The sequence below is a fragment of the Blautia sp. Marseille-P2398 genome, from assembly GCF_964240315.1.
In the GTDB taxonomy this organism is placed as follows: Bacteria; Bacillota; Clostridia; order Lachnospirales; family Lachnospiraceae; genus Blautia_A; species Blautia_A wexlerae.
Window position 1 is genome coordinate 1 of the sequence record NZ_CAXSTD010000004.1, and the last position, 22,456, is coordinate 22,456.

Consider the following 22,456-nt stretch of genomic DNA (forward strand, 5'->3'; position numbering starts at 1 on the left):
CTTAAGATGAGATATCCCATTCGAAAGAAGTAAACCCCCTTGAAGACGACGAGGTAGATAGGGCAGAGGTGGAAGTGTGGCAACACATGGAGCTGACTGTTACTAATCGGGTGAGGGCTTGACCAAGAATCGCAGGAAGAATGAATCTCAAGGAAATGTCAACATGTATGTAGTTTTGAAGGTGCAAAAACCTTTATTCCTCCTTAGCTCAGTCGGTAGAGCATGCGGCTGTTAACCGCAGTGTCGTTGGTTCGAGTCCAACAGGGGGAGTTTTGGCTCCATGGTCAAGCGGTTAAGACACCGCCCTTTCACGGCGGTAACAGGGGTTCAAATCCCCTTGGAGTCATTTAAATAATGGAAATGTGATTTTTGAGGCTTGATTCTGTTACAACATGCCGATGTGGCTCAATTGGCAGAGCAGCTGATTTGTAATCAGCAGGTTATCGGTTCGAGTCCGATCATCGGCTTTTTGGACCTTTAGCTCAGTTGGTTAGAGCAACCGGCTCATAACCGGTCGGTCCTGGGTTCGAGTCCCCGAAGGTCCATTTTTAAATTATTTTGGCCCAGTGGCTCAGTTGGTTAGAGCGTCGCCCTGTCACGGCGAAGGTCGAGAGTTCGAGTCTCTTCTGGGTCGTTAGCATTTGCTGACGAAGTAATTGCATAAGTAGTATGGAATCTTAGCTCAGCTGGGAGAGCATCTGCCTTACAAGCAGAGGGTCATAGGTTCGAGCCCTATAGGTTCCATATGCCGCAGTGGCGGAACTGGCAGACGCCCGGGACTTAAAATCCCGTGGGTAGTGATACCCGTACCGGTTCGATTCCGGTCTGCGGCATGATTTTAAGTGAGAGAAACGTTGATTTTACAGCGTTTCTCTTATTTTTTTGCTTATAGGTTTAAACGCACTTGAACACAATGTTTACAGTTGTATACCTTATTTGCGCCTCTTTCTTCTTGTAATTCAGAGAACAATTATTAAGCCGGAGAACTGATGCCTGATAGAACAGAGATAAGAATAAGCCGGATAAATGCTGAATGTTACAGCATTTATCCGGCCTTTGTCTTGTAAATTTCGCCACATTTAAATATAAAGCACTATACCTGTATTCTGTCTGCAACTTCATTTCCAAGAACGATCTTTCGGTTTGCAGAAGAAATTATAAGAGAATCGTGGAATTTGCGGAGAACACGAATCGTGCTGCCTTCATGAATATCCATATCGTGCATGGATTTCATAACTTCTGGCAGTCCGAACATCCATTTAATGGTGTAAGTGTATCCCTGAGTAGAATCTGATAATGAATGCATAAAAAAACCTCCCTGTATAAAGTAATATGGTAAATAATGTCAGATAATTTATTGCTGTTATTGAAGTAATTGTATATCTATGAGTATTAGTTCGTCAATTATAACATTATTTCATACAATACTTAAATAATCATTCATTTATTCAGATATTTTCAGGGACTTTTTTCCGCATATACATATAATTTATTCGATAAATTTCAGATTATCAAGTGCATAGCGGAGTGCCATGCACATTAATTCATTTCTTGAGCGTCCGCTTTTGGCAGACAAGTCATCATATTGTTCTTGCAGTTCACGTTCAAGGCGAATGGTCATGGTGATTGATCTGTCTTCTTTTTTATCTGTACATTTTGGCCGGACAATAAAGTCGTTTGGCATGATTATCCCTCCTGTATAAACATTTATTAGTGAATGGTTATCATAATTGATATTGCTTATTCTATAGCAATCCTCTGAAATAATGCATCTTAATCCAGCCCATCAGAGTGTGAAATCCTGCGTCAGATATCTTTGCCGTGCATCAGCACGCCTGCAGATATCTTCCTTGTCTTTCGCACTCTGCTGAACTGTCTTAAATGCATTATTTACGAGGATTGCTATAATTTTGATCTCCGTAATCACTGTTATGATATAAAGTATAGTTACACAGGATTGACATTGATATAACACAAATTTATAATACACATTAGTATTACTTTTCTCCGCTTTGAAATAGAAAGGTTATCCTGCGAGACTGTTGTAAGAATCAATTTGATGCGATAGTATGAGTGAGTTATGAATATGTGGGGAATACTTGTAACATTAGAGTGTGTCTGAAAAATCATTCCCGCAATCTGCACGCCCCACTTTGCGGGATATTTCACCCGAATTCAGTTGCCGTAGCCCGCTACGGCGCCCTCATCCGGGCAAAATATCCCACAAATTGTGACGCACATCTTGCAGAAAGCCTTTTTCAGACACGCTCTAGAATGCAGTAAATAAATATTTTCAGAGAGACTGGGTAAATATATGGAAAATGTGATTCGGAAATTGTATGGTATGTATATGGATAATGACAATAGAGAAAAAAATGAAATGTCAGTAATGCATGATGATTTATGTAAAGAGAAAAAAGAGAAGGCATACCAGTGCTATCAGAAATTGAGAGTTCAACTGACAGATGAGCTTGCTGAAGAACTGGATGAACTGATGAATAAACATATGGAAATATATCCACAAGAGCTGGAAGAAAGTTTTGCCATGGGATTTAAAACAGGGGCAAGGCTGATGTGCGAGATTTTCAGTGAAGAAACAGAATGATTGTAAAGCAGATATGGCAATTCTCCAGATAAAGTATGATTTTAGAGGATTGCCATAGGTTTGATAAGTGGGTCTGACATATAATTTTTGATAACATGATCAGGGTAATTTATGGTTGTTGAACGTTATCAGAAATTGTGAGGTTGTCAGACGTAATTTCATTCAGGAGATATTCTATAGTATGCATATGTTCGTTCATAACTTTTTCTGCAAGAGGTGAATCATTATTGGTTATTGCCTGAACAAGCCGAGTGTGCTGGGAATCAATCTCCGGTGCATCGTTATTTTTCTGCATAAGATAGGAACGTATTCCAACGATCATATTTTCAGTAATCTGTGCAGAGGCATTTAAGACACTCAGTATTAATGGATTGGCAGAAATCTGAGCAATTTTCAGATGTAGATCACGATCCAGATCACCGCGGATTTTTTCATCCTGAGTGCTGTCCAGTCTGGCAATGATAAGCTGGAGTTCAGCAGCATCCAGCGGTGTACAGTTTTGGGCGGCGAGAAAAGCAGCTTTGCTTTCCAGTGCGCCTCGAAGTTGCAATGCATCCTGAATTTTGCTGTTGTACATTTGAAATATGATAGACAGAGGTTCAGTAAGACAGCTGTGAAGATCAGTTGCAATATAATTGGCACCGCCATGTACGCTGACAGTAATCCCGAGCAGGGAAAGAGCCTTTAGGACTTCTCGTAATGCTGGTCTGGAGATTCCGAATTCTTCTGCCAGAATACGTTCAGCAGGAAGTGCATCGCCGGGTTGTAATTCTCCGTTTTGGATATTTTCGATAATTTGTTTCAGAACATCGTTGAATGTACTGGTTTTATCTATTTTTCTAAACATTTATTTTCCTCTTTCCTGGTACATCGTTTCGTAAATAACTATACCTATCGCGTAAGATGCGGATTCGAGTGTGCAGGTATAAAAACGCAGGCGTACGGGCTACGCTGAGGCTTTTATACCTGTGCAATCGGATTCGCAGACAAGTGAGTGGTATAGTTATTTCGAAAACGGTGTACTAACCTTTGTTGTGTTATGCAGCTCTATATCAGATAACTGTTCTGCAGAGATTTCTTTGATTATTAAATAGTTACATACATCTAATATTATAACGGATTGAAAGGGAGATGCAACTGATTCCTGCAAAATTTCTAAAAGTGTAAAATTTTTGTGTTGCTGAGAACGGAGTGAACAGTAACAAATTTTTGCAGTTTTTTTATAAATTTTATAATTATATTAGAAATTAGACAAATTTCTCTCACATTTATAGGTTATGATATTTACATCTTAAGGAAATGACGTACCTTAAGAGAAAATCTTTCCTTTCCCTAAAAAGTGTAAAATGAACGTGAATCACCGCTTAGCCGACAAGATCGACGGAGAAGCGGTGATTTTATTATGTCACTGAAGCAGGATTCTTTCTTATAAACCTCTGTAACGATTAAGACAGGCATAAATTTCCTGAATACGGGGAGTAGCGTAACCACAGGAAATTTTTTGATTCTCCGTAAAGAAGGACAGACCATGTAAAGAGAGATTTTTCCAGAGAAACTGCACAATCTCAGGCAGGGTACGTCTGCCGTCTGCCAGATGTTCAACTGCATATTTCAGCAGGAGACCTAAGGCAGCGGTCTGTTCTGCGTCAATAAGCTGTTCTGTATAGCGGAGATCAATCTCCTGTCTGCCGAGAGAGAAGCCATCTGTTCCGGAGATTCTGGTTTTCAGGCGCTCAGGTTTTGCGGCACCGGAATCGGAATGATTTCCACGACTGTTATGTATGAGGCGCTTAGAAGATTCGGCAGGTCTGCTCATAATGCGATGGCTGTGCGGAAGCTGAAAATTAGTAACTGAAACAGCAGGCAGAGGATATTGGCTGCATAATTTTTTGACAGAAGCTGTAATATCTTTTGGAACGTAATTGTCCATCTGGATAATTGTATCTGCAATATGAAAGAATGCCCCGGAACTTCCGGCAACAAGAATTGTAGAAATCTCTGCTTTTTTATAAAGATCCTCTGCACGCTCCAGAAACGGAGTGATCGGCTCTTTCTCACGCTGAATAACCTGCTGCATGAAAGCATCGCGAACCATGAAGTTAGTTGCGGAGGTGTCTTCGTCAAGAAGAAAAAGGTGGCTTCCGGCTTCCATGCTTTCTACGATACCGGCTGCCTGGGAAGTGCTTCCACTGGCATCCAGTGTAGAGAAACAGCGGGTATCTTTCTTGTTTGGAAGATCATTTATAAACATGGAAATATCCACATCCTTGATAAAACGGCCATCTTCTGAACGCAGTTTGACAGCAGTTGCATCTGTGATCACGTATTCACGTCCATCTCCGGGGATATGATTGTATACACCAAGTTCAAGTGCATTCAGAAGCGTGGATTTGCCATGATATCCACCGCCTACGATCAGAGTGATTCCCTTTGGAATCCCCATGCCTGTGATTTTTCCTTTATGGGGAAGATTTATGGAAATGCGCAGACTGTCCGGAGAAGTAAAGGGAACGGAAGCTTTCATAGGGCGGGAGGAAATACCGCTTTCTCTTGGGAGGATGGAGCCGTCGGCTATGAATGCGCAGAGATTTTTTGCGGGCAGCGTCTGACGGATAAATTCCTGATCCTCTGCAAGCTCTATATAATTCTGTAATTCCTTTGCATTAAGGCTGGAATAGAAAAAGGATTTTTGAATGCATACAGGCAGAAAATCAAAAAGGATTTTCTCCAGTTCAGTGGCATTGATCGTGCGGCCATTAGCAGGGAAGCCCACAAAAAAGCGGGCGGTTATGCCTTTTTCTGTTATTTCACAGGCTGTCCGGGAAAGAATCTCCTGACCACAATGACTGACAGTGAGCAGGCCGCTTTTGCCGGAGCCTTTTGCACGAAAGCTGTACTGACTGACCTGTTTTTCAAACTGACGTGTAAGATAGTCGCAAAGAGTAGTCCCGGTAAGTGTATCTTTATAATATTCGACGGGAAATCCGGCATCTCTGTGTGAAATCTGAATGCTGACATGAGAGGGAGAAGCAAAAGGATCTCCCTGCACATGGTCGATGGACAGAATATAATTTCCAAAATGATACAGACCTTTCAGCCCTTTATATGCCGGATAACTTTTTCGGTTTATGGAACGAAGCTGCTGACGCAGTTCCTCTGAATTTTTCATGACAGAACCTCCTGGTATTGCAGATATTTTTATAATAATCCTCGCAAATAATGAATTTGAGAGGAGAAACATTAACCTGCCATCAACTATAGCGGAAATGAATCATAATGTCCACTGACAAATAAATATTAATCATATGGAAAATTTTCAGAGGATGTTTTATAATGAAAAACAGGTAATTGTTCAATACCATTACATAATAGCGAACTGATGAATAGTTACCGTTATCAAAGCAATACTATGAATGACAGTCATAAAGAAAGGCGGAACAGTAAATGGAACGTAGAAATGCATGGCTTTCTTATACAGAAGCAGAAGAAAAAGAACTGGAGCAGGTTGCAAAAGCGTATCGCAATTTTCTTAATGTGGGAAAAACAGAGCGTGAATGTGTGACGCAGATCATCAGAGAAGCACGGGCAGCAGGTTATGAATCTCTGGAAGAGAAGACTGCGAAGGGTGAGAAACTGAAAGCAGGAGATAAAGTTTATACAGTCGGAATGAAGAAGATCATTGCACTGTTTCATATCGGACAGGATGATATTTCTGAGGGAATGAATATTCTGGGAGCACACATTGATTCTCCACGTCTTGATGTCAAACAGAATCCATTATATGAGGATACGGATCTTGCATATCTGGATACCCATTATTATGGCGGTGTTAAGAAATACCAGTGGGTGACTCTTCCCCTGGCAATCCATGGCGTAGTGGTAAAGAAAGACGGAAGTACAGCAGAAGTAAATATCGGTGAGGATGAGGATGATCCGATCGTATATATCACAGACCTTCTGATCCATCTTGCAGGAAAGCAGATGCAAAAAAAAGCGACAGAAGTGATCGAGGGAGAGAATCTGGACATCCTGATCGGCAGCAGACCACTGAAAGACATGGAAGATGATAAGAAGAAAGAGGCAGTAAAACAGAATGTATTGAATATCCTTAAAGAGAAGTATGATATGGAAGAGGAAGATTTTCTTTCTGCAGAGCTGGAGATCGTACCGGCAGGAAAAGCAAGAGAGTGTGGTCTGGACAGAAGTATGATCGCTGCTTATGGACAGGATGACAGAGTGTGCGCATATACTTCTCTGCTTGCAATGCTTGGGATGGACACCCCGAAACACACTTCCTGCTGTCTGTTTACTGATAAAGAAGAGATTGGAAGCGTAGGTGCAACCGGTATGCAGTCACGTTTCTTTGAGAACGCAGTGGCTGAACTTCTGGATGTAATGGGATGCTACAGTGATCTGAGATTGAGAAGAACTCTGAAGAATTCCAGTATGCTTTCCTCTGATGTAAGTGCTGGTTATGATCCGGCTTATGGGGAGGCATTTGAGAAAAAGAATGCAGCTTATCTTGGAAGAGGTATCGTATTAAATAAATTTACCGGAGCAAGAGGTAAATCCGGCTCGAATGATGCAAATGCAGAATACGTGGCAAGAGTCAGAAATATTTTTGACAGCCATGAAGTTGCGTTCCAGACAGCTGAACTTGGTAAAGTTGATGTAGGCGGAGGCGGAACAATCGCTTATATCGCAGCGCTTTATGGAATGGAAGTCATTGACAGCGGTGTGGCAGTGCTCAGTATGCATGCACCATGGGAAGTGACAAGTAAGGCAGATATTTACGAAGCTAAGAAAGCATATAAGGCATTTCTGCTGGAAGCATAAAAAGTCAGGCAGATGCGGAATAAAAATATGAAGAAATCGTGGAAGCTGTATCGTTTCTGATAACAGAGACTTGCAGATTCCGCAGATAAGGGCAGAGCTTTTGGAAAACTGAAGCGCTGCCCTTTTAACATATAAGTGAGGTTATGATTGTAAAAGGTATTTCTGATATCTTACGAAAGACAGGTTGCGATTCTGTAAGATCTGGATTGGAGCAGGATATTTAATAGACAGGAGGGAAAGATGGAGGAAGCGCTGATCAGAGTAAAAGATTTGTGTAAAATATATAATCCCGGCGAGAATGAAGTACGGGCGCTGGATCATATTAATCTGGAAATTAATAAGGGTGAGTTTGTTGCTATTATCGGACAGTCAGGTTCGGGAAAGTCTACATTTATGAATATGCTGGGTTGTCTGGATGTGCCTACATCCGGCGAATATTTTCTGAATGGAACTGATGTGTCCACAATGGAAGATAATGAACTCTCAGAAGTCAGAAACCGGGAGATCGGATTTATTTTTCAGGGATTTAATCTGATCTCAAATCTGACTGCAATTGAAAATGTGGAATTACCGCTGGTTTACAGAGGGGTAGACAGAAAAACGCGACATAAGCTGGCAGTAGAGTCACTGACCATGGTAGGGCTTGAGAAACGTATGGATCACAGACCAAATGAAATGTCAGGAGGACAGCAGCAGAGGGTGGCTATTGCAAGAGCAATCGCGGCCCAGCCACCGGTGATCCTGGCAGATGAACCTACAGGAAATCTGGATTCTGCATCCAGTAAGGAGATTCTTCAGATTCTTAAAAGTATGCACGAGCAGGGAAAAACGGTCATATTGATCACACATGATAATGGGATTGCTGCTCAGGCAAGGCGTGTAGTCAGAATTATGGATGGAAAGATAGAATCAGATTTTATCAATAAAAACTATGGGAAAGAAGAATATATAAAAAACCAGCTGGATGCATAAATCCGGTTACAGGGAGACAGATATTATGAAAAAAAAGAAAAGTAAAAAGAAAATTATTATTGGAGCAGCGGCTGTTCTCGTTGTTGCCGGCGGAGTTACAGTAGCAGGTCAGAGGAATTCCACAGAAAATCAGATCCCGCAGGTTCAGGTGGTAATTGCAGAGAAGGGTGATGTTGAGGAAATTGTAGATGCTACAGGAACAGTGGGAAGTGAAGAGGAGAAGACCTATTATTCTCCTGTAAATGCAGAGCTGAAAACGGTTTCTTTTGACCAAGGAGATGTGGTGAAAAAGGGAACAAAACTGATCGAGTTTAATACAGAGGATCTGGAGAAAGATAATCGGAAAGCAGAACTGAATCTGAAATCAACAAAGTACGATACAAAAGATACAAGAAATAAATCTGACAAAGCAGAGAAGAAGCAGAAGGATGCCAAAAAGAATGTTCAGGAGCTTGAGAAGAAAATAAAGGATAAAAAGGCTTATGTCTCGTCTCTGAAATCACAGATCTCAGCGGCTGCAGCAGCGGCACAGCGTGAAGCGGCAGCTCAGGCGTCCGCACAGGCAGCAGCCCAGGCTCAGGCACAGCAGCAGGAAGCTCAGGCAAAAGCCCAGGCAGAGGCAAAGAAACAGGAGGAAATCCAGAGTAAATATCAGGCCGCACTTTATACATACAAGACGGAGACTCTTCCGCAGTACCAGCAGCAGCTCTCAGATCTGAATGCACAGTATAATCAGGCACAAAGCGATTATAATCAGGCAGACACCACATATCAGATGGCATTTGCAACATGGCAGGCAGACCCTTCAGATGAGAATACACAGGCTCTGGATAATGCGGAGGCTGCAAGAACACAGGCACAGCTCGCAATGCAGCAGGCACAGCAGACTTATAATGATCTTAAGCAGCAGACACCGAAAATGCCGGTACTTTCTGATTTCACAGAAAGCAGTGCAGATTACTCATGGGGAATTTCAGACGGTTCAGATGCAGATGACAGCGATGGGGAAGATTCTTCCTCCTACGGATATGATTACAGTGGAAGTGATGGCGGGACAGTAACTGCGGATACTTCTGCTCTGGAAAGTGCACTTGAGACAGCAAGCGATGAACTTGCAGAGCTTCAGTCAGATCTGGCTTCTGAGAAAGCTATCGCAGAGGCAGATTCCACAAGCCTGACAAAAGAAGAAAAAGAGAAACTGAAAGTAACAGATAATCTTTCCGAACTGGACGCAAAATCAGTCGAGGAGCTGGTGAAGGAAGGAAAGAAAGGAATCACCGCGGAATTTAACGGAATCATATCCAAGGCAGATATTAAGCAGGGAGCAGCAGTTACTCAGGGGATGGAACTGTTTACTATTGAGAATACAGACAAGGCAAGTGTGGATGTGACTCTCTCTAAATATGATTACAATACAGTGAAAGAGGGGCAGTCTGTTGAGATTACCTTGGGGGATAATACTTATCAGGGTACTGTAACAAAAATGAGTCATATTGCGGTGCAGAATGAAAAAGGAACGCCGATCATTTCAGCGACAGTAAGCATTGATGATCCGGATGAAGATATTTTCCTGGGAGTAGATGCAAAGGTTAAGATTTATGCGGCTTCTGCGAAAAATGTGGTGACTCTTCCTGTGGAAGTGGTCAATATCGGAAAAGAAGGCTCCTTCTGCTATGTGATAGAAGATGGACTGGTGACAAAGAGAAATATTACCACAGGAATCAGTTCAGAGGATTATGTGGAAATTACGGATGGAATCAAAGAAGGCGAAGAAGTAATCGCAGACCTGGGTGATTACACAGAGGGAATGGAAGTACAGGCAGTTCCTGAGCAGACAGGAGAGGATGCCGATGAGTAATCTGTATGAATATATCAAGATGGCAGTCCATAACATTATGGCAAATAAGGGACGTTCTTTTCTGACTATGCTTGGCATTATCATTGGTATTGCTTCTGTAATTGCCATTGTATCTGTGGGTGAAGGAACCAAGAACCAGATGAACAGTGAAATTGATGATATCGGCGGCGGGCAGATTGCCATCAGTGTCAGCGATGAGGCACAGACAGATGAGGAGTGGATCACTGCGGATGATGTGGAAGCAATCCGGGCGGTAGACGGTATAGAAGGAGTAAATGTTTCGGATTCATTCAGTGGAGAAACTACCACAGGTAAGGGAAATTTTTCTCTTATGCTGACGGGTGAGGGACCGGATGCAAAGCTGTTAAATAATGCCACCATGAAGCATGGAGTATATTTCGGGGAAAATGAAGTTCAGGAAGCAAAAAATGTCTGTGTGCTTTCCGATGCAGATGCAAAAAGACTCTTTGGCACAGATGATGTGGTTGGAATGACTGTAGATGTCAATTGTTATGGACTGACCAAAAGTCTTCGTATCTGCGGGGTGACAACCCAGAAAGAAAATGGAACCTTTGTCAGTTATACTTATGAGGGAATGCCGGTGACTATTAATGTTCCCTATACTACAATGAATGAATTCACCGGTGTATCCGATTACTTTTTCTCAGTAACAATGCAGGCAGATAAGAGCTTAAACAGTCAGGATGTTGCTGACAAAGTGGTAAAACTGATGGAAAAAAGACATCAGTGTGCAGGAAAAGATTACTTTCAGGTACAGAGCTTTCAGGATATTATGAGCTCTATGAATCAGATGCTGGATATGGTGACTGCTTTTATCTCCTTTGTGGCGGGAATTTCCCTTCTGGTTGGCGGTATCGGCGTTATGAATATTATGCTGGTTTCCGTAACAGAACGTACCAGAGAGATTGGTATCCGTAAGTCACTGGGAGCGAAAACCTCTTCTATTATGATGCAGTTTCTGGCAGAGGCGGCAATTTTGACGGTGATTGGAGGGGTGATAGGAATTGTTCTGGGTGTGATTGGCGGATATGTGATCTGTTCAATCATAAGCAGCAGTATGGGAATGTCCATCACTCCGGGAATCAGCCTGAGTACAATTATGGCGGCGACTTTGTTTTCCTGTGCAGTAGGAGTATTCTTTGGAATTTATCCTGCGAAGAAAGCAGCAAAACTGAGCCCGATCGAGGCTTTGCGGCGGAATTAATGAAAACAGGACTGCGATGGTATTTTGGTGTACCTGTGTACTGATATCATTACAGAATAGTTGTAAATTGTTATAATTTTGCGAATCAAAAGAAAAAAATAAAAAATTCAAAAAAAGTGTTGACAAATGCTCCAGTATAGAGTACAATACTCATTGTTGTGAGGGACACGAGATAAGAACTTCACAAGGATGTGCGTTTAGCTCAGCTGGATAGAGCGTTTGGCTACGGACCAAAAGGCCGGGGGTTCGAATCCTCTAACGCACGCTAATAAAAAATAAGACAGTGTATATGCACTGTCTTATTTTTTATTCGAGTCCGGGTCGGACTCGAACGGGTTCGATCTACGCTTCGCTCCGGTCGTTGCTAAACGCGTGCCACTGGCACGCAGCAACCTCTAACGCACGTAGAACCGCTAGAAATCAAGGCTTCTAGCGGTTATTTTTTTGATTGGCCAGTCCTGAAATTACTTCCATGAGAAGCGTTGGAAAATGTTCTGAAAGGAATTTTATAAAGGTTAGGCATGGACGTGGAAAAGGGCTATACAATAAATAAATAAATGAAAAAGAAACGCTGGTTCCGGTAAATACCGGTTCCGGCGTTTCTTTTTATAATTTTCGGATCATTGCGCTTCCATGCAGATCGCATACAGGATCTGCAAACAGATGGTTTTTCAGACAGAATTCCCCGACCGCTTTTCGACATCCGGAAAACTGTGTACTGTACACATCGTGGATCAGGAGAACTCCTCCGGTGGCCAGGCGTTCATAGAACAGAGGAAGTGCGGCTGCAGTTGGAGCATAGAGATCTGCGTCCAGAGATACAAAACAAAAAGTTTCATCTGTGACATCGGAAAAGGTATCCGGAAACCATCCTTTGTGGATCACAGTACGTGTAGGATCAGGCATAACATGAAGAACAGAGTCAATATCAGTAGAAGAAAAATCACCTGTTTTGGCACGGGACAGATTACCGGAGGCTTCTATTGTGATATCCTTTTCTGAAAAGCCCTCAAAAGTATCAAAAAGATGGATTTTTCGGTCTGGAAAGGCTGCACTGATCAGGGAAGAAAATTCACCTCGAAAAACACCTAGTTCTGCAACATTTCCCGGAATATCCAATTGATAGATCTGCTCAGATAAAAGACGCATAACAGCAACCCGTGCGTCAAACATGCGAAGGACGGAGGGATCACGAAAAGGTCCGTGATAACCTAAGTTTTCCATCTGCTTTATCATAGAATTGCGCCGTTCTTCATCCAGAACTCCCAGGATGACCAGATCCGGGAGAAGTGCTGCTGCAGTATCCGGAGAACAGACTGGAATATTTCCAATATATGATCCGTGTTTATGGGGGTCATTATCAGCAAAGCACAGGAGCTGACAGGGACTGCTGAGAAGTCTTGCGGTCATTTGTCCAATTTGTCCGGCACCAAATATTACAGTTTTATATACTGATTTTGCCATCATTTTGATGTAGCCTTTCTGTCAGCGCGAACCTGGATCATCTGTCCTGTGATGGAGATGGCGATTTCAGCCGGTGTTTCTGCTTTGATCTCCAGTCCTATAGGTGAGATGATATGGTTTAAATCTTGTTCATTAATGTTGTATTCTTCAATCAGACGGTGAAATACAGCAGCTTTTTTTGCACGGCTTCCAATGACGCCTATATAACATGCAGGTGTAGCGAGAAGCTGTGCCTGTACAATGGTATCATAGGAATGTCCACGTGTCATGACGCAGCAATAATCAGCAGCTGTAATAGAAACATACTGGTCCAGATGGTTGAAATCACAAAGTATTGTTTCAACTGCTCCTGGGAAAAGAGCAGGATTTGTAAATTCCGGCCGGTCATCCAGGACAACACAGCGAAAATCAACGCTTGCAAGGATTGGGACAAGCTTTTGTGAGACATGTCCGCCGCCGAATACATAGACAGTTCCTGAGGTTCCAATCTGTTCAGAAAACAGATCATAATCTTCACTGTGATATCGGTGTGGCTTTGTAGACAAAGAAGATAATACAGAAGAAGGAACATTGGCAGTTCCGATGAGACCGCATGCAGGACTGTAGAGGCTCACACCGGAGGTGGTGAGAAGATCGCAGATCAGCCAGAAATCTTTTCGCTCTTCATAGAATTTTTCAGCAGTTTCCGTGATTTCCATAATAATCGGATCGTTATGATCAAGATACTGGAAAAAGGCCGTAACATCACCACCACAGATCATACCAATATTTTCAACATCTTTATGATTCAGCCGGAATTCATGCTCGCAGGATTCCTTTTTTTCAAGAATATCCAATGCCATACATTCAGCACGATATTCTACAGCTCCACCTCCGATGGTTCCGGAAATTCTGCCGTTTTTTCCGACCAGCATGCGGGAACCGGCACCTCTTGGTGTAGACCCTGAGGATGCTGTAACGGAAACAAGTACAAGATCGTTTCCCTCCAGGAATTGTTGTTTTATTGTCTGAAATAATGTTCTCATATAATAAAATACCTCCTAACTAAATTAAGTGATTTTTCTGCTCCAGTTGTGTACGTCTGCCCGCCTGAACTAAAGCGTGATATGGCAGAGTGATTGTATCATGTCCTGCAGTTTGCGGGCTTGTTCTAACTGCTGCTCATGAGCTTTGCGAGCTTCCGGACTTTTGCATTTACTCATGCTGTCGGCAAATCTTTTTTCTATGGTTACACGCTGTGTTTCCTGAATCAGTTTATCAGCCAGAAATACAATAGCTGCTTCATCCAGCGTGGCTTCCAACAGACCATGGTGCTGTGAAATGATCTGGCTGATCTCAGGATAACCTAACTGTAAGAAAAGTTCACCGCCTGTTTTCGCGTGATGCCTCTGAAGTCTGGCAATATCATGCAGAAGTGCACCGGAGCGAACAAGCTTCTGGTCAAAGATATAACCATTGGATTCCAGCATATTGCATAAACAACAGGCAAGTTCAGTAACAGCATCACTGTGAGCTTGTACATGACGGGGCAGAGAAACAGCATTGCGAAGCCTGAGACATAGTCCGTCATTTAATTCAGGATGAGGCAGTATATAACTGGGATCAGAGAAAGAAATATTATTTTTTTCATTCACTTCCAGATGATAGTAAGAGCCGCAGGGCAGACGAAACCGCTGCCTGCTGTACATATCAGAATGTAATGCATGTAAATAAGAAGAGATTACATCTGTATGAGTTACCACTGCAATATCACCTTCAGAAGCGCAAAGAATCTTATGAACTGCCTGCGAAAAGCGAAAACCAGATGCAGCAGGAGTTTCTGCTCCCGGGATCGGATGATCAGGGTTATTCCCACGCGCTTTATAAATGTCCGGCCATCTCTGGCGTATTTCATCAAAAGAAAGGCCATCCCATTCTCCCAGATTTCGTTCTGACAGATCAGAAACAATGATATGTGGAAGCTCAGGTGCCATATGGCCTGCTGTCTCAACTGCTCTTAACAAAGGACTGCAGTATACCCCTGATATTTTATCGGACAATTCTTCGTTAAGAAGGACTGCCTGCAGATGTCCAAGCATGGATAGAGAGAAATCTGTCTGTCCTACACAGTAAGAATGTTCATCCGGATACTGTGGTTTTCCATGCCGGACCAGATAAAGGTTACGCATTTAAAAACCCTCCGAAACATTCTTCAAATATTTTTTTTGAACAGGAACGTGTTTCTTCTGAAAAACGGGCATATCGTTTCAGAAATTCTTCGCCGTATGGTGTCAGTTCGCTATGGCTTCCCCTTGTACCGCCTTGGCTTCTGATGATCAGAGGTTCATGAAGCTGTGATTCCAGGGTATGGATCAGGTTCCAGCTGGTAGAATAGGAAATGTGCATGCGCTCACAGGCATCGCGGACAGATCCTGTTTCATGGATCAGTGTAAGCAGCGAATAGAGTTTTTCATCAAAAAAAACTTTTTCCCGGGCTAGCTGAATATGGATTTCAGAACGGATCAGACTCTGGTTGTGTATGCGGAGAAGTTCAGCATAATCCTCTGGTGTATCAGCATCATGAATAATACCGGGATCCTTTACATTAAGATAATACATGGGTTCCCCGCAGTTATCCACAGCACCTTTAAGTCCTGATTTTCCGTCATCACTTAGGATGGAATCAATCAGTGTGGAACGGATCAGAATGGGATGACCGGGATTGCCATTACAGACCGGAGTTACAAGGGGACGCCCCAGAGAGAGCATTTGAGTGACTGTCTGGGCTGTGAACAGCGGAACATCAACAGGTGTAAAGAGTACCGTATCCACTTTGTCTTTCAGATACTCAAGTCCGATTCGGACAGAATCAAACATATGAGTGTTTGCATAGTTCTCATTTCGAAGAAAGACTACATTATTGGAAGCCAGGTGGCATTCCAGAACATCTGCATGATATCCGGTTACCACTACTACTTTGGAGATTCCGGCCTGCCGGAAATTATTGATCACGCGCTGTGCGATGGAAATGGAGCCAAGCTGAAGCATGGGTTTAAAGTCTCCCATTCGTGATGATTTCCCCGCAGCCACGATGAGGGCGCCTGTCTGCATTTAGATACCTCCTTCTTTCAATGATATTATACAAATTTGATATTATTATAACATATAAAAGAATAAAAATAGTTAAAATTTTAAATAAAACAAAATAAAATTGTCTGCAATATATAAAATAGCCAACTATTAATTATTTGTAATTTGTATAATTGTGCAAAATTATGGTAGTATGGATATATAAAATAACATGGACAGGAGAACTTTTTTATGGATAAGATTTTTGAGATTACCGCAAAAGAAGTTACTGTACAGGTAAAAGATGAGCGTACAGGGGTTGTATATAGCCGGACGCTTCCCATCGATTATTATGAGAATGCAAATGTTTTAAAGCTCAGCGGTGAGAATCTGGACGGGAGCAGCTCTTCCATTGTTTTCTATTCCGCCAGAGGAATAGAGAGACTGAAAGATCTGACAGGCAGGGGAGCTGACCATGATTCGTGCGGAACACATAAGCCTGAAGATCAGTAAGATTGAAATGAATTTTTTTAAAAGGAGGAATGGGACATGATTAAAAAGACATTGAAGATTAATGGTGTTGAGAGAATACTTATTCTTGATAAGGATGAGACACTGGCGCAGGTGCTCCGTGATCACCTTCTTCTTACAGGATGTAAGATTGGCTGCGGTGAAGGTCACTGTGGAGCCTGTAATGTTATTATGAACGGAAAAGTCACAAGATCCTGTATCTACAAGATGAGCCGTGTTCCCGATCATGCAGAGATCACAACCATTGAAGGTGTGGGAACACTTTCTGATATGCATCCAATCCAGGTTGCATGGATGGCATATGGATGCGCACAGTGCGGTTTCTGTTCACCGGGATTTATTATTTCAGCAAAAGTGCTTCTGGACAATAATCCAAGTCCTACCCGTGAGGAGGTAAGAGACTGGTTTAACAAACAGCGTAATCTCTGCCGTTGTACAGGCTATAAGCCGCTGATCGATGCTACTATGGCTGCAGCAGCAGTTATGCGCGGCGAGATGACAAAGGAAGACCTTGTGTTCAAACAGACAGGTGATTCTATTGTTGGAACAAATTATATCCGTCCGTCAGCAGCACAGAAGGTAACAGGTACCTGGGATTTTGGTGCAGATGATGCATTAAAGATGCCATCAGGAACACTTCGCCTTGCTCTTACACAGGCAAAGGTTTCTCATGCAAATATTCTCAATATTGACACAGCAGAAGCAGAGAGTATGCCTGGTGTTGTTCGTGTTATCACAGCAAAAGATATTAAGGCAGCAGGCGGAACCAATAAGATCAATGGTCTTGTAATGCTTCCAAAACACAACAAGACAGACGGTTTCGAACGTCCTGTACTTTGCGATGAAAAAATCTTCCAGTTTGGTGATGCGATTGCCATCGTAGCTGCTGATACAGAAGAGCATGCAAGGGCAGCAGCAGAAGCAGTTAAAGTTGAGATCGAAGAGCTTCCTGCATATATGAATGCAATGGATGCCATCGCACCGGATGCGGCAGAGATTCATCCCGGTATTCCGAACGCATTCTTTGAGACAAACTGTATCAAGGGTCCTGATTTTGACTGGGACAGCATTCCGGATTCACAGCAGGTTGAGATCGAATCTTACTGTTCACGTCAGCCTCATCTTCATCTTGAGCCGGACTGCGGTTATGGTTACATTGACGAAGACGGTATGATAACTGTTCATTCCAAATCCATTGGTATCCATCTGCATATGCCTATGATCGCTGATGGTATCGGTGTGCCAATGGAGAACTTACGAATTGTTCAGAACCATGCAGGAGGAACCTTTGGTTACAAGTTCTCTCCTACAAATGAGGCTCTGATCGGCGCTGCTGTTAAGATCCTTGAACGTCCTGTGTCTCTGGTATTTAATCAGTTCCAGAATATTACTTATACAGGAAAGAGATCCCCTGCATTTATGAATATCAAGCTTGCAGCAGATGAACATGGTAAGCTTCTTGCACTCTGGGGCAATAACTATGTGGATCATGGTCCATACTCAGAATTCGGTGATCTGCTTACAATGAGACTTTCCCAGTTTACAGGTGCAGGCTATGGAATCAATTCTATCCGTAACAAATCTACAACAGTGTTTACAAACCATGCATGGGGTTCAGCATTCCGTGCTTACGGATCTCCTCAGTCTTATATGGGATCTGAGATTGCGATAGATGTTCTGGCTGCAAAGATGGGAATCGACCCCTTCGATATCCGTGAAATGAACTGTTACAAAGAATCAGAAGGCAGTACGATCCCTACAGGTTATCCGCCTGAAGTATACTGTGAAGAAGAACTGTTCAAGACAGCTCGTCCACTGTATGAAGCAGCTAAGAAACGTGTGGCTGAAAAGAATGCAGCTTCTGATGGCAAGATCAAATATGGTATCGGTGTATCTCTCGGTGTATATGGCTGTGGTCTTGATGGTGTTGATACATCAAACGCATTTGCAGAGCTGAATCCGGATGGAACAGTTACAATGTATGCTGCATGGGAAGATCACGGACAGGGCGCTGATATGGGGGTTCTTGTATCATCACATGAAACACTTCGTCAGGCAGGAATCAGACCGGAACAGATCAAACTTGTTATGAATGATACCAAGACATGTCCTAATGCAGGTCCTGCAGGTGGATCACGTTCACAGGTTATGTCAGGTAATGCATGTCGTCTGGCAGCAGAAAACCTTGTGGCAGCCATGAAGAAAGAAGACGGAACCTTCCGTACTTATGATGAGATGGTGGCTGAGGGTCTTGCAACAAAATATGAAGGTAACTGGGTGACAACCTTCTGTGCAGATCATCCGATCGATCAGGATACAGCACAGGGTGATCCGTTTGCAACCTACATGTATACGATCTTCCTTCCGGAAGTTGCTGTTAATACAGAAACAGGTAAAGTTAAAGTTGAAAAATTCACCTGTGTGGCTGACGTAGGTACCATCATGAACAGACTTCTTGTAGAAGGCAACTTCTACGGCGGCCTTGTACAGGGTATTGGTCTTGCTCTTACAGAAGATTTCGAGGATCTGAACCATGATACTTCTCTGAAGAACTGTGGCATTCCGTATCCAAATGATGCGCCGGATGATATTGAACTTCATTTCAATGAAACATATCGCCCAAGCGGTCCTTACGGTGCTGCCGGCTGTGGGGAGGCTCCGCTGGATGCTCCTCATCCTGCAATCCTGAATGCGATCTACAATGCTACAGGCGCACGTATCACACGTGTTCCTGCCCGTCCTGAAAAGGTTCTTGCAGCATTAAAGGAACTTGAGAAATAACTGTCAGTATAATTTTATCATGTGATATAATAAGGGGAGACGGGAGACTGTCTCCCCTTTGGAAATGAAAGGAGTATCGGGTTATGACATATATACAGGAAAGAGGTTCCACTCATGTTTATCACGTAAATCGAATGTCAAAGGAAGAGATGGATCATATGATCAGCCTCTGTGTTCATGAACAGCCGGCGTACTGTGTTGCAGCCTGTCCTTTCAAAGCAGATACAAAAGAAATGCTGTTTTATGCTGCAAAAGGAAACTTTAAGAAAGCTCTGGCTATCTATGAAAAGATCACACCATTTCCCATGATCCTCTGTAACGGATGTACTGCACCATGTGAGGAAAAATGCAGACTCTGTGAGCTGGGTGATGGCATATCCATACGTGAAGTAGAGCGTGCCATTGTACGATATGGGGAACCTGGAAAACGGAGCAGTGTATTTCGTATCAGAAAGAAAAAAAAGGCTGTGATCTTTGGCTCAGGATTGTTCCCGCTGTTTCTTGCAGGGGAACTGGAAAAGAAGATGTATCCTGCAACCATTTACTGTCAGGAGAAAGATTATGAAGCCTATATTGCAGCAGCAGCTCCGGAGCTTTTGGAATCAGATCGCAAAAATGAGGTAAAACGTCTCAGTTCCATGGACCTTTCCTTTGAATTCGGATGCAGTCTTGACCTTCCGTTTATCAGAGCGAAAATGAAGGAGGCAGATGTGGTCTGTGCTTCAGAGGAGGTGGCCAAAAAGCTGGCTCCAGAGGAAACAGCAGACGCAGAGATCATGCTGAGAGAACAGGCGGGAATTGTCAGCGGTCCGGTCCGGTCTGTGATGGATGCAGCTTTTGCTGCAAAGAGAGCTGCCCTGACTGTAGACCTCCTTGTACAGAATCTTTCGCCCCACAGCAACAGAGGCAGTGAAGGAGCAGTTACCACCAGGCTCTATACAAATATGGACGGGATGAAAGGCTCCAAAAAGATTCCCTGCAGCACAGATGGATATTCAAAAGAAGAAGCTGTTGAGGAAGCAAAGCGATGCATTCAGTGTCACTGTGATGAGTGTATGAAAAGCTGTGTCTATTTAAGGGAATATAAAAAGCATCCGGGTCTTCTTGCACGTGAGATTTATAATAATACCCAGATCATTATGGGAGATCACCAGATGAATAAACCGATGAATTCCTGTTCACTCTGCGGACAGTGTACTGTAACCTGTCCAAATGGGTTTGATATGAGCCAGGTCTGCAAATCTGCAAGAGAAAACATGGTATCTACAGACAAAATGCCTCTGGCACCTCATGAATTTGCACTGATGGATATGCTGTTCTCCAATTCGGAGGCTTTCTTATGCAGACCTCAGCCGGGATATGAAACCTGCAGATATGTATTTTTCCCAGGATGTCAGGCAGGAGCTATAGCGCCGGATGTTGTCACAGAGGCATATGAGGATCTGTGCAGGAGGACAGAGGGCGGTGTTGCTCTGATGCTGGGATGCTGTGGTGCTATCAGTGAATGGGCAGGACGCTATGAAATGACAGAAAAGGTAAATGAACAGCTGAAGCAGGAGCTTGCAAAACTGGGAGATCCTATGATTATAGCAGGCTGTCCAAGCTGTATGAAACAGTTAAAAGAGAGTCTTGGCGCCAAAGTCACAGGAATCTGGGAGATCTTAAAGGAAATCGGACTTCCCGGACAGGCAAAAGGACTGGAGATACCTGTTGCAATACATGATGCCTGCGGTGCCAGGGGAGATACACAGACACAGGATACAATAAGAGAGCTTCTTGCAGATATGGGGTGCACTGTTGTAAATACAGAATATTCCAGAGATCTGTCTCCCTGCTGCGGATACGGCGGACTGACTGCCTACGCTAATAAAGAGATGGCAGATAAAATGACAGAAAAGTGTCTGGAACGATCCGATTCCCCATATATAACGTACTGCATGGCATGCAGGGACCGATTTGTCAGGGAAGGCAGGGAATCCAGACATATCCTGGAACTTCTGTATGGTATAAATGCCGCCAATATGCCGGATATCAGTGAGAAACGCTACAACCGGCTTGAGCTAAAAGAGAAGCTTTTAAAAAATATATGGAATGAGGAACTGATGATGGAGAAAAAAGATTATACCGTTGCATATACAGAAGATGCCATCAGTATGATGGATGAACGTATGATCCTGAAAAGCGATGTGGAGCGTGTATTATCAGATTACAGAGAAAATCAGGAAGCGATCTTTGATGAAGAGACAAAAGAACTGGTGACAAGGAGCAGACTTGGAAATGTTACATTCTGGGTGAGATTTGTGGAAACAGAAGAAGGGTATCTGGTACGCAGAGCATACAGTCATAGAATGAATATTATGAAAAGGGTGGGACAGTAATGGCAGTAGAGAGAACATATTATACCATTGATCCTGAGGGAAAGCTGACCTGCATGAAATGCAAGGTTCCTCTTGTAAAGGGAAAAGCAAAATTTATGTATCTGGAGAACGGTTTTCCTGTTGAGATGCCGGTCTGTCCCAAATGTGGCTTTGTCTATGTTCCGGAAGAGCTGGCTCTTGGAAAGGTTTTGGCAGTGGAACGTGCACTGGAGGATAAATAGATGAACAGACATCCCGGCAGGGAAGAGCAGACAATTCATCTTCTGAAAAGCATAGAACTGAAAAAAGGAATGAAAGCTCTGGATCTGGGAGCAGGAGAGGGAGAGACCGTGCGGATCATGAAAGCATTTGGTCTGAATGTGCAGGGTGTGGATCTTGCTCCGCGAAGCAGTGAGGTGCAGCAGGGAGATTTTCTGACCCTTCAGTATGCAGCAGACAGTATGGATCTCTGTATCAGCCAGTGTGCATTTTTTGTCAGCAGAGATCAGAAAAAGGCAGTCTCTGAATGCTGGCGTGTACTGAAAAAGGGAGGATTTCTTTTGCTGTCAGATCTGGATCCGGGCAATCTTCTGGAAATTGTGAAAGAAACAGGGTTTACGATTCTCTGTCAGGAGGATCAGACTGCTCTCTGGAGAGAATATTATCTGGAAGCAATCTGGAATGATTCATTCTGCTGCGAGGATCATAAGCTTCTGCAGAAAGAATACAAAGGCAGAAAAATAGGCTATACCATGGTGGTTGGCAGAAAGGAGTAATGT

The 22,456-nt window shown here is 43.1% G+C and carries 18 protein-coding genes, 8 tRNA genes, 1 rRNA gene and 2 pseudogenes; 20 read left to right on the forward strand and 9 right to left on the reverse strand.

The features are described from left to right. From ACESZG_RS05770 to ACESZG_RS05805, 8 genes are all read left to right on the forward strand, one after another. Window positions 1-126, forward strand: a 23S ribosomal RNA gene (locus ACESZG_RS05770); the annotation flags it as partial. A 71-nt stretch (window positions 127-197) separates the two neighbouring features. After that, window positions 198-270 (forward strand) — tRNA-Asn (locus ACESZG_RS05775). A gap of 4 nt (window positions 271-274) precedes the next feature. Further along, window positions 275-346, forward strand: a tRNA-Glu gene (locus tag ACESZG_RS05780). Between the two features lie 48 nt (window positions 347-394). After that, window positions 395-467, forward strand: a tRNA-Thr gene (locus ACESZG_RS05785). A gap of 4 nt (window positions 468-471) precedes the next feature. Then, window positions 472-545 (forward strand) — tRNA-Ile (locus ACESZG_RS05790). A 15-nt stretch (window positions 546-560) separates the two neighbouring features. Next, window positions 561-634: transfer RNA gene (locus ACESZG_RS05795), tRNA-Asp, on the forward strand. A gap of 37 nt (window positions 635-671) precedes the next feature. Continuing rightward, window positions 672-744 (forward strand) — tRNA-Val (locus ACESZG_RS05800). A gap of 3 nt (window positions 745-747) precedes the next feature. Further along, window positions 748-833: transfer RNA gene (locus tag ACESZG_RS05805), tRNA-Leu, on the forward strand. Window positions 834-1,093: 260 nt separating this feature from the next. Here the strand turns inward: ACESZG_RS05805 and ACESZG_RS05810 are convergent. From ACESZG_RS05810 to ACESZG_RS05820, 3 genes and pseudogenes are all read right to left on the reverse strand, one after another. Continuing rightward, window positions 1,094-1,306 (reverse strand): FeoA family protein, encoded by a 213-nt coding sequence (locus tag ACESZG_RS05810; protein WP_022380784.1) that lies wholly within the window; start codon window positions 1,304-1,306, stop codon window positions 1,094-1,096. Between the two features lie 183 nt (window positions 1,307-1,489). Beyond that, window positions 1,490-1,684 (reverse strand): hypothetical protein, encoded by a 195-nt coding sequence (locus ACESZG_RS05815; RefSeq protein WP_025581347.1) that lies wholly within the window; start codon window positions 1,682-1,684, stop codon window positions 1,490-1,492. A gap of 263 nt (window positions 1,685-1,947) precedes the next feature. Then, window positions 1,948-2,220 (reverse strand): annotated as a pseudogene (locus ACESZG_RS05820) (DUF6783 domain-containing protein). On the opposite strand from ACESZG_RS05820, the pseudogene ACESZG_RS05825 reads away from it, so the two are divergent. Continuing rightward, window positions 2,179-2,283: pseudogene (locus ACESZG_RS05825) on the forward strand (DUF6783 domain-containing protein); the annotation flags it as partial. The pseudogenes ACESZG_RS05820 and ACESZG_RS05825 sit on opposite strands and share 42 nt — an antisense overlap. 31 nt (window positions 2,284-2,314) lie before the next feature. Further along, window positions 2,315-2,605: a DUF6809 family protein gene (locus tag ACESZG_RS05830; protein ID WP_008708052.1), complete on the forward strand. Its 291-nt coding sequence runs from the start codon at window positions 2,315-2,317 to the stop codon at window positions 2,603-2,605. Window positions 2,606-2,714: 109 nt separating this feature from the next. Here ACESZG_RS05830 and ACESZG_RS05835 read toward each other — a convergent pair whose 3' ends face one another. Continuing rightward, a complete protein-coding gene (locus ACESZG_RS05835; protein WP_196027757.1) occupies window positions 2,715-3,452 on the reverse strand; it encodes a FadR/GntR family transcriptional regulator in 738 nt (245 codons plus the stop codon). A 579-nt stretch (window positions 3,453-4,031) separates the two neighbouring features. After that, window positions 4,032-5,774: an ABC-ATPase domain-containing protein gene (locus ACESZG_RS05840; RefSeq protein WP_196027651.1), complete on the reverse strand. Its 1,743-nt coding sequence runs from the start codon at window positions 5,772-5,774 to the stop codon at window positions 4,032-4,034. Between the two features lie 275 nt (window positions 5,775-6,049). Here ACESZG_RS05840 and ACESZG_RS05845 point away from each other — a divergent pair, with 275 nt between their 5' ends. The 5 genes from ACESZG_RS05845 to ACESZG_RS05865 all read left to right on the forward strand — a co-directional run bounded on the left by ACESZG_RS05845 (window position 6,050) and on the right by ACESZG_RS05865 (window position 11,761). After that, window positions 6,050-7,441, forward strand: coding sequence for an aminopeptidase (locus ACESZG_RS05845; RefSeq protein WP_196027652.1), 1,392 nt, complete (start codon window positions 6,050-6,052; stop codon window positions 7,439-7,441). A 240-nt stretch (window positions 7,442-7,681) separates the two neighbouring features. Beyond that, window positions 7,682-8,413, forward strand: a complete 732-nt coding sequence (locus ACESZG_RS05850; protein ID WP_008708059.1) for an ABC transporter ATP-binding protein — start codon at window positions 7,682-7,684, stop codon at window positions 8,411-8,413. A 25-nt stretch (window positions 8,414-8,438) separates the two neighbouring features. Further along, the gene (locus ACESZG_RS05855; RefSeq protein ID WP_196027653.1) at window positions 8,439-10,271 is read left to right on the forward strand and encodes an efflux RND transporter periplasmic adaptor subunit; all 1,833 of its coding nucleotides are present in this window, start codon (window positions 8,439-8,441) and stop codon (window positions 10,269-10,271) included. Next, the gene (locus ACESZG_RS05860; protein ID WP_008708063.1) at window positions 10,264-11,496 is read left to right on the forward strand and encodes an ABC transporter permease; all 1,233 of its coding nucleotides are present in this window, start codon (window positions 10,264-10,266) and stop codon (window positions 11,494-11,496) included. Before ACESZG_RS05855 ends, ACESZG_RS05860 begins: the two co-directional genes overlap by 8 nt. A 191-nt stretch (window positions 11,497-11,687) precedes the next feature. Further along, a tRNA-Arg gene (locus ACESZG_RS05865) sits at window positions 11,688-11,761 on the forward strand. Window positions 11,762-12,102: 341 nt separating this feature from the next. Here ACESZG_RS05865 and ACESZG_RS05870 read toward each other — a convergent pair. The 4 genes from ACESZG_RS05870 to ACESZG_RS05885 form a co-directional block, all read right to left on the reverse strand. Next, window positions 12,103-12,963, reverse strand: a complete 861-nt coding sequence (locus tag ACESZG_RS05870) for a TylF/MycF/NovP-related O-methyltransferase (RefSeq protein ID WP_008708066.1) — start codon at window positions 12,961-12,963, stop codon at window positions 12,103-12,105. Next, window positions 12,960-13,985, reverse strand: a complete 1,026-nt coding sequence (locus tag ACESZG_RS05875; protein ID WP_008708067.1) for an XdhC family protein — start codon at window positions 13,983-13,985, stop codon at window positions 12,960-12,962. Before ACESZG_RS05875 ends, ACESZG_RS05870 begins: the two co-directional genes overlap by 4 nt. Before the next feature lie 69 nt (window positions 13,986-14,054). Next, window positions 14,055-15,128, reverse strand: coding sequence for a histidine phosphatase family protein (locus ACESZG_RS05880; protein WP_008708068.1), 1,074 nt, complete (start codon window positions 15,126-15,128; stop codon window positions 14,055-14,057). Continuing rightward, complete coding sequence (locus tag ACESZG_RS05885) at window positions 15,121-16,050, reverse strand: NTP transferase domain-containing protein (protein ID WP_008708069.1); 930 nt, start codon at window positions 16,048-16,050, stop codon at window positions 15,121-15,123. The genes ACESZG_RS05880 and ACESZG_RS05885 overlap by 8 nt, the downstream gene beginning before the upstream one ends. A gap of 210 nt (window positions 16,051-16,260) precedes the next feature. On the opposite strand from ACESZG_RS05885, the gene ACESZG_RS05890 reads away from it, so the two are divergent. The 5 genes from ACESZG_RS05890 to ACESZG_RS05910 all read left to right on the forward strand — a co-directional run bounded on the left by ACESZG_RS05890 (window position 16,261) and on the right by ACESZG_RS05910 (window position 22,453). Further along, window positions 16,261-16,521, forward strand: a complete 261-nt coding sequence (locus tag ACESZG_RS05890; RefSeq protein WP_008708070.1) for a hypothetical protein — start codon at window positions 16,261-16,263, stop codon at window positions 16,519-16,521. A gap of 36 nt (window positions 16,522-16,557) precedes the next feature. Beyond that, window positions 16,558-19,320 (forward strand): molybdopterin-dependent aldehyde oxidoreductase, encoded by a 2,763-nt coding sequence (locus tag ACESZG_RS05895; protein ID WP_008708071.1) that lies wholly within the window; start codon window positions 16,558-16,560, stop codon window positions 19,318-19,320. Between the two features lie 83 nt (window positions 19,321-19,403). Continuing rightward, window positions 19,404-21,698, forward strand: a complete 2,295-nt coding sequence (locus ACESZG_RS05900) for a pyridine nucleotide-disulfide oxidoreductase/dicluster-binding protein (protein ID WP_008708072.1) — start codon at window positions 19,404-19,406, stop codon at window positions 21,696-21,698. Beyond that, the gene (locus ACESZG_RS05905; RefSeq protein ID WP_005427475.1) at window positions 21,698-21,919 is read left to right on the forward strand and encodes a DVU_1557 family redox protein; all 222 of its coding nucleotides are present in this window, start codon (window positions 21,698-21,700) and stop codon (window positions 21,917-21,919) included. Before ACESZG_RS05900 ends, ACESZG_RS05905 begins: the two co-directional genes overlap by 1 nt. Further along, window positions 21,920-22,453: a class I SAM-dependent methyltransferase gene (locus ACESZG_RS05910; protein WP_373217739.1), complete on the forward strand. Its 534-nt coding sequence runs from the start codon at window positions 21,920-21,922 to the stop codon at window positions 22,451-22,453. It abuts the gene before it with no gap. Window positions 22,454-22,456 lie beyond the last annotated feature (3 nt).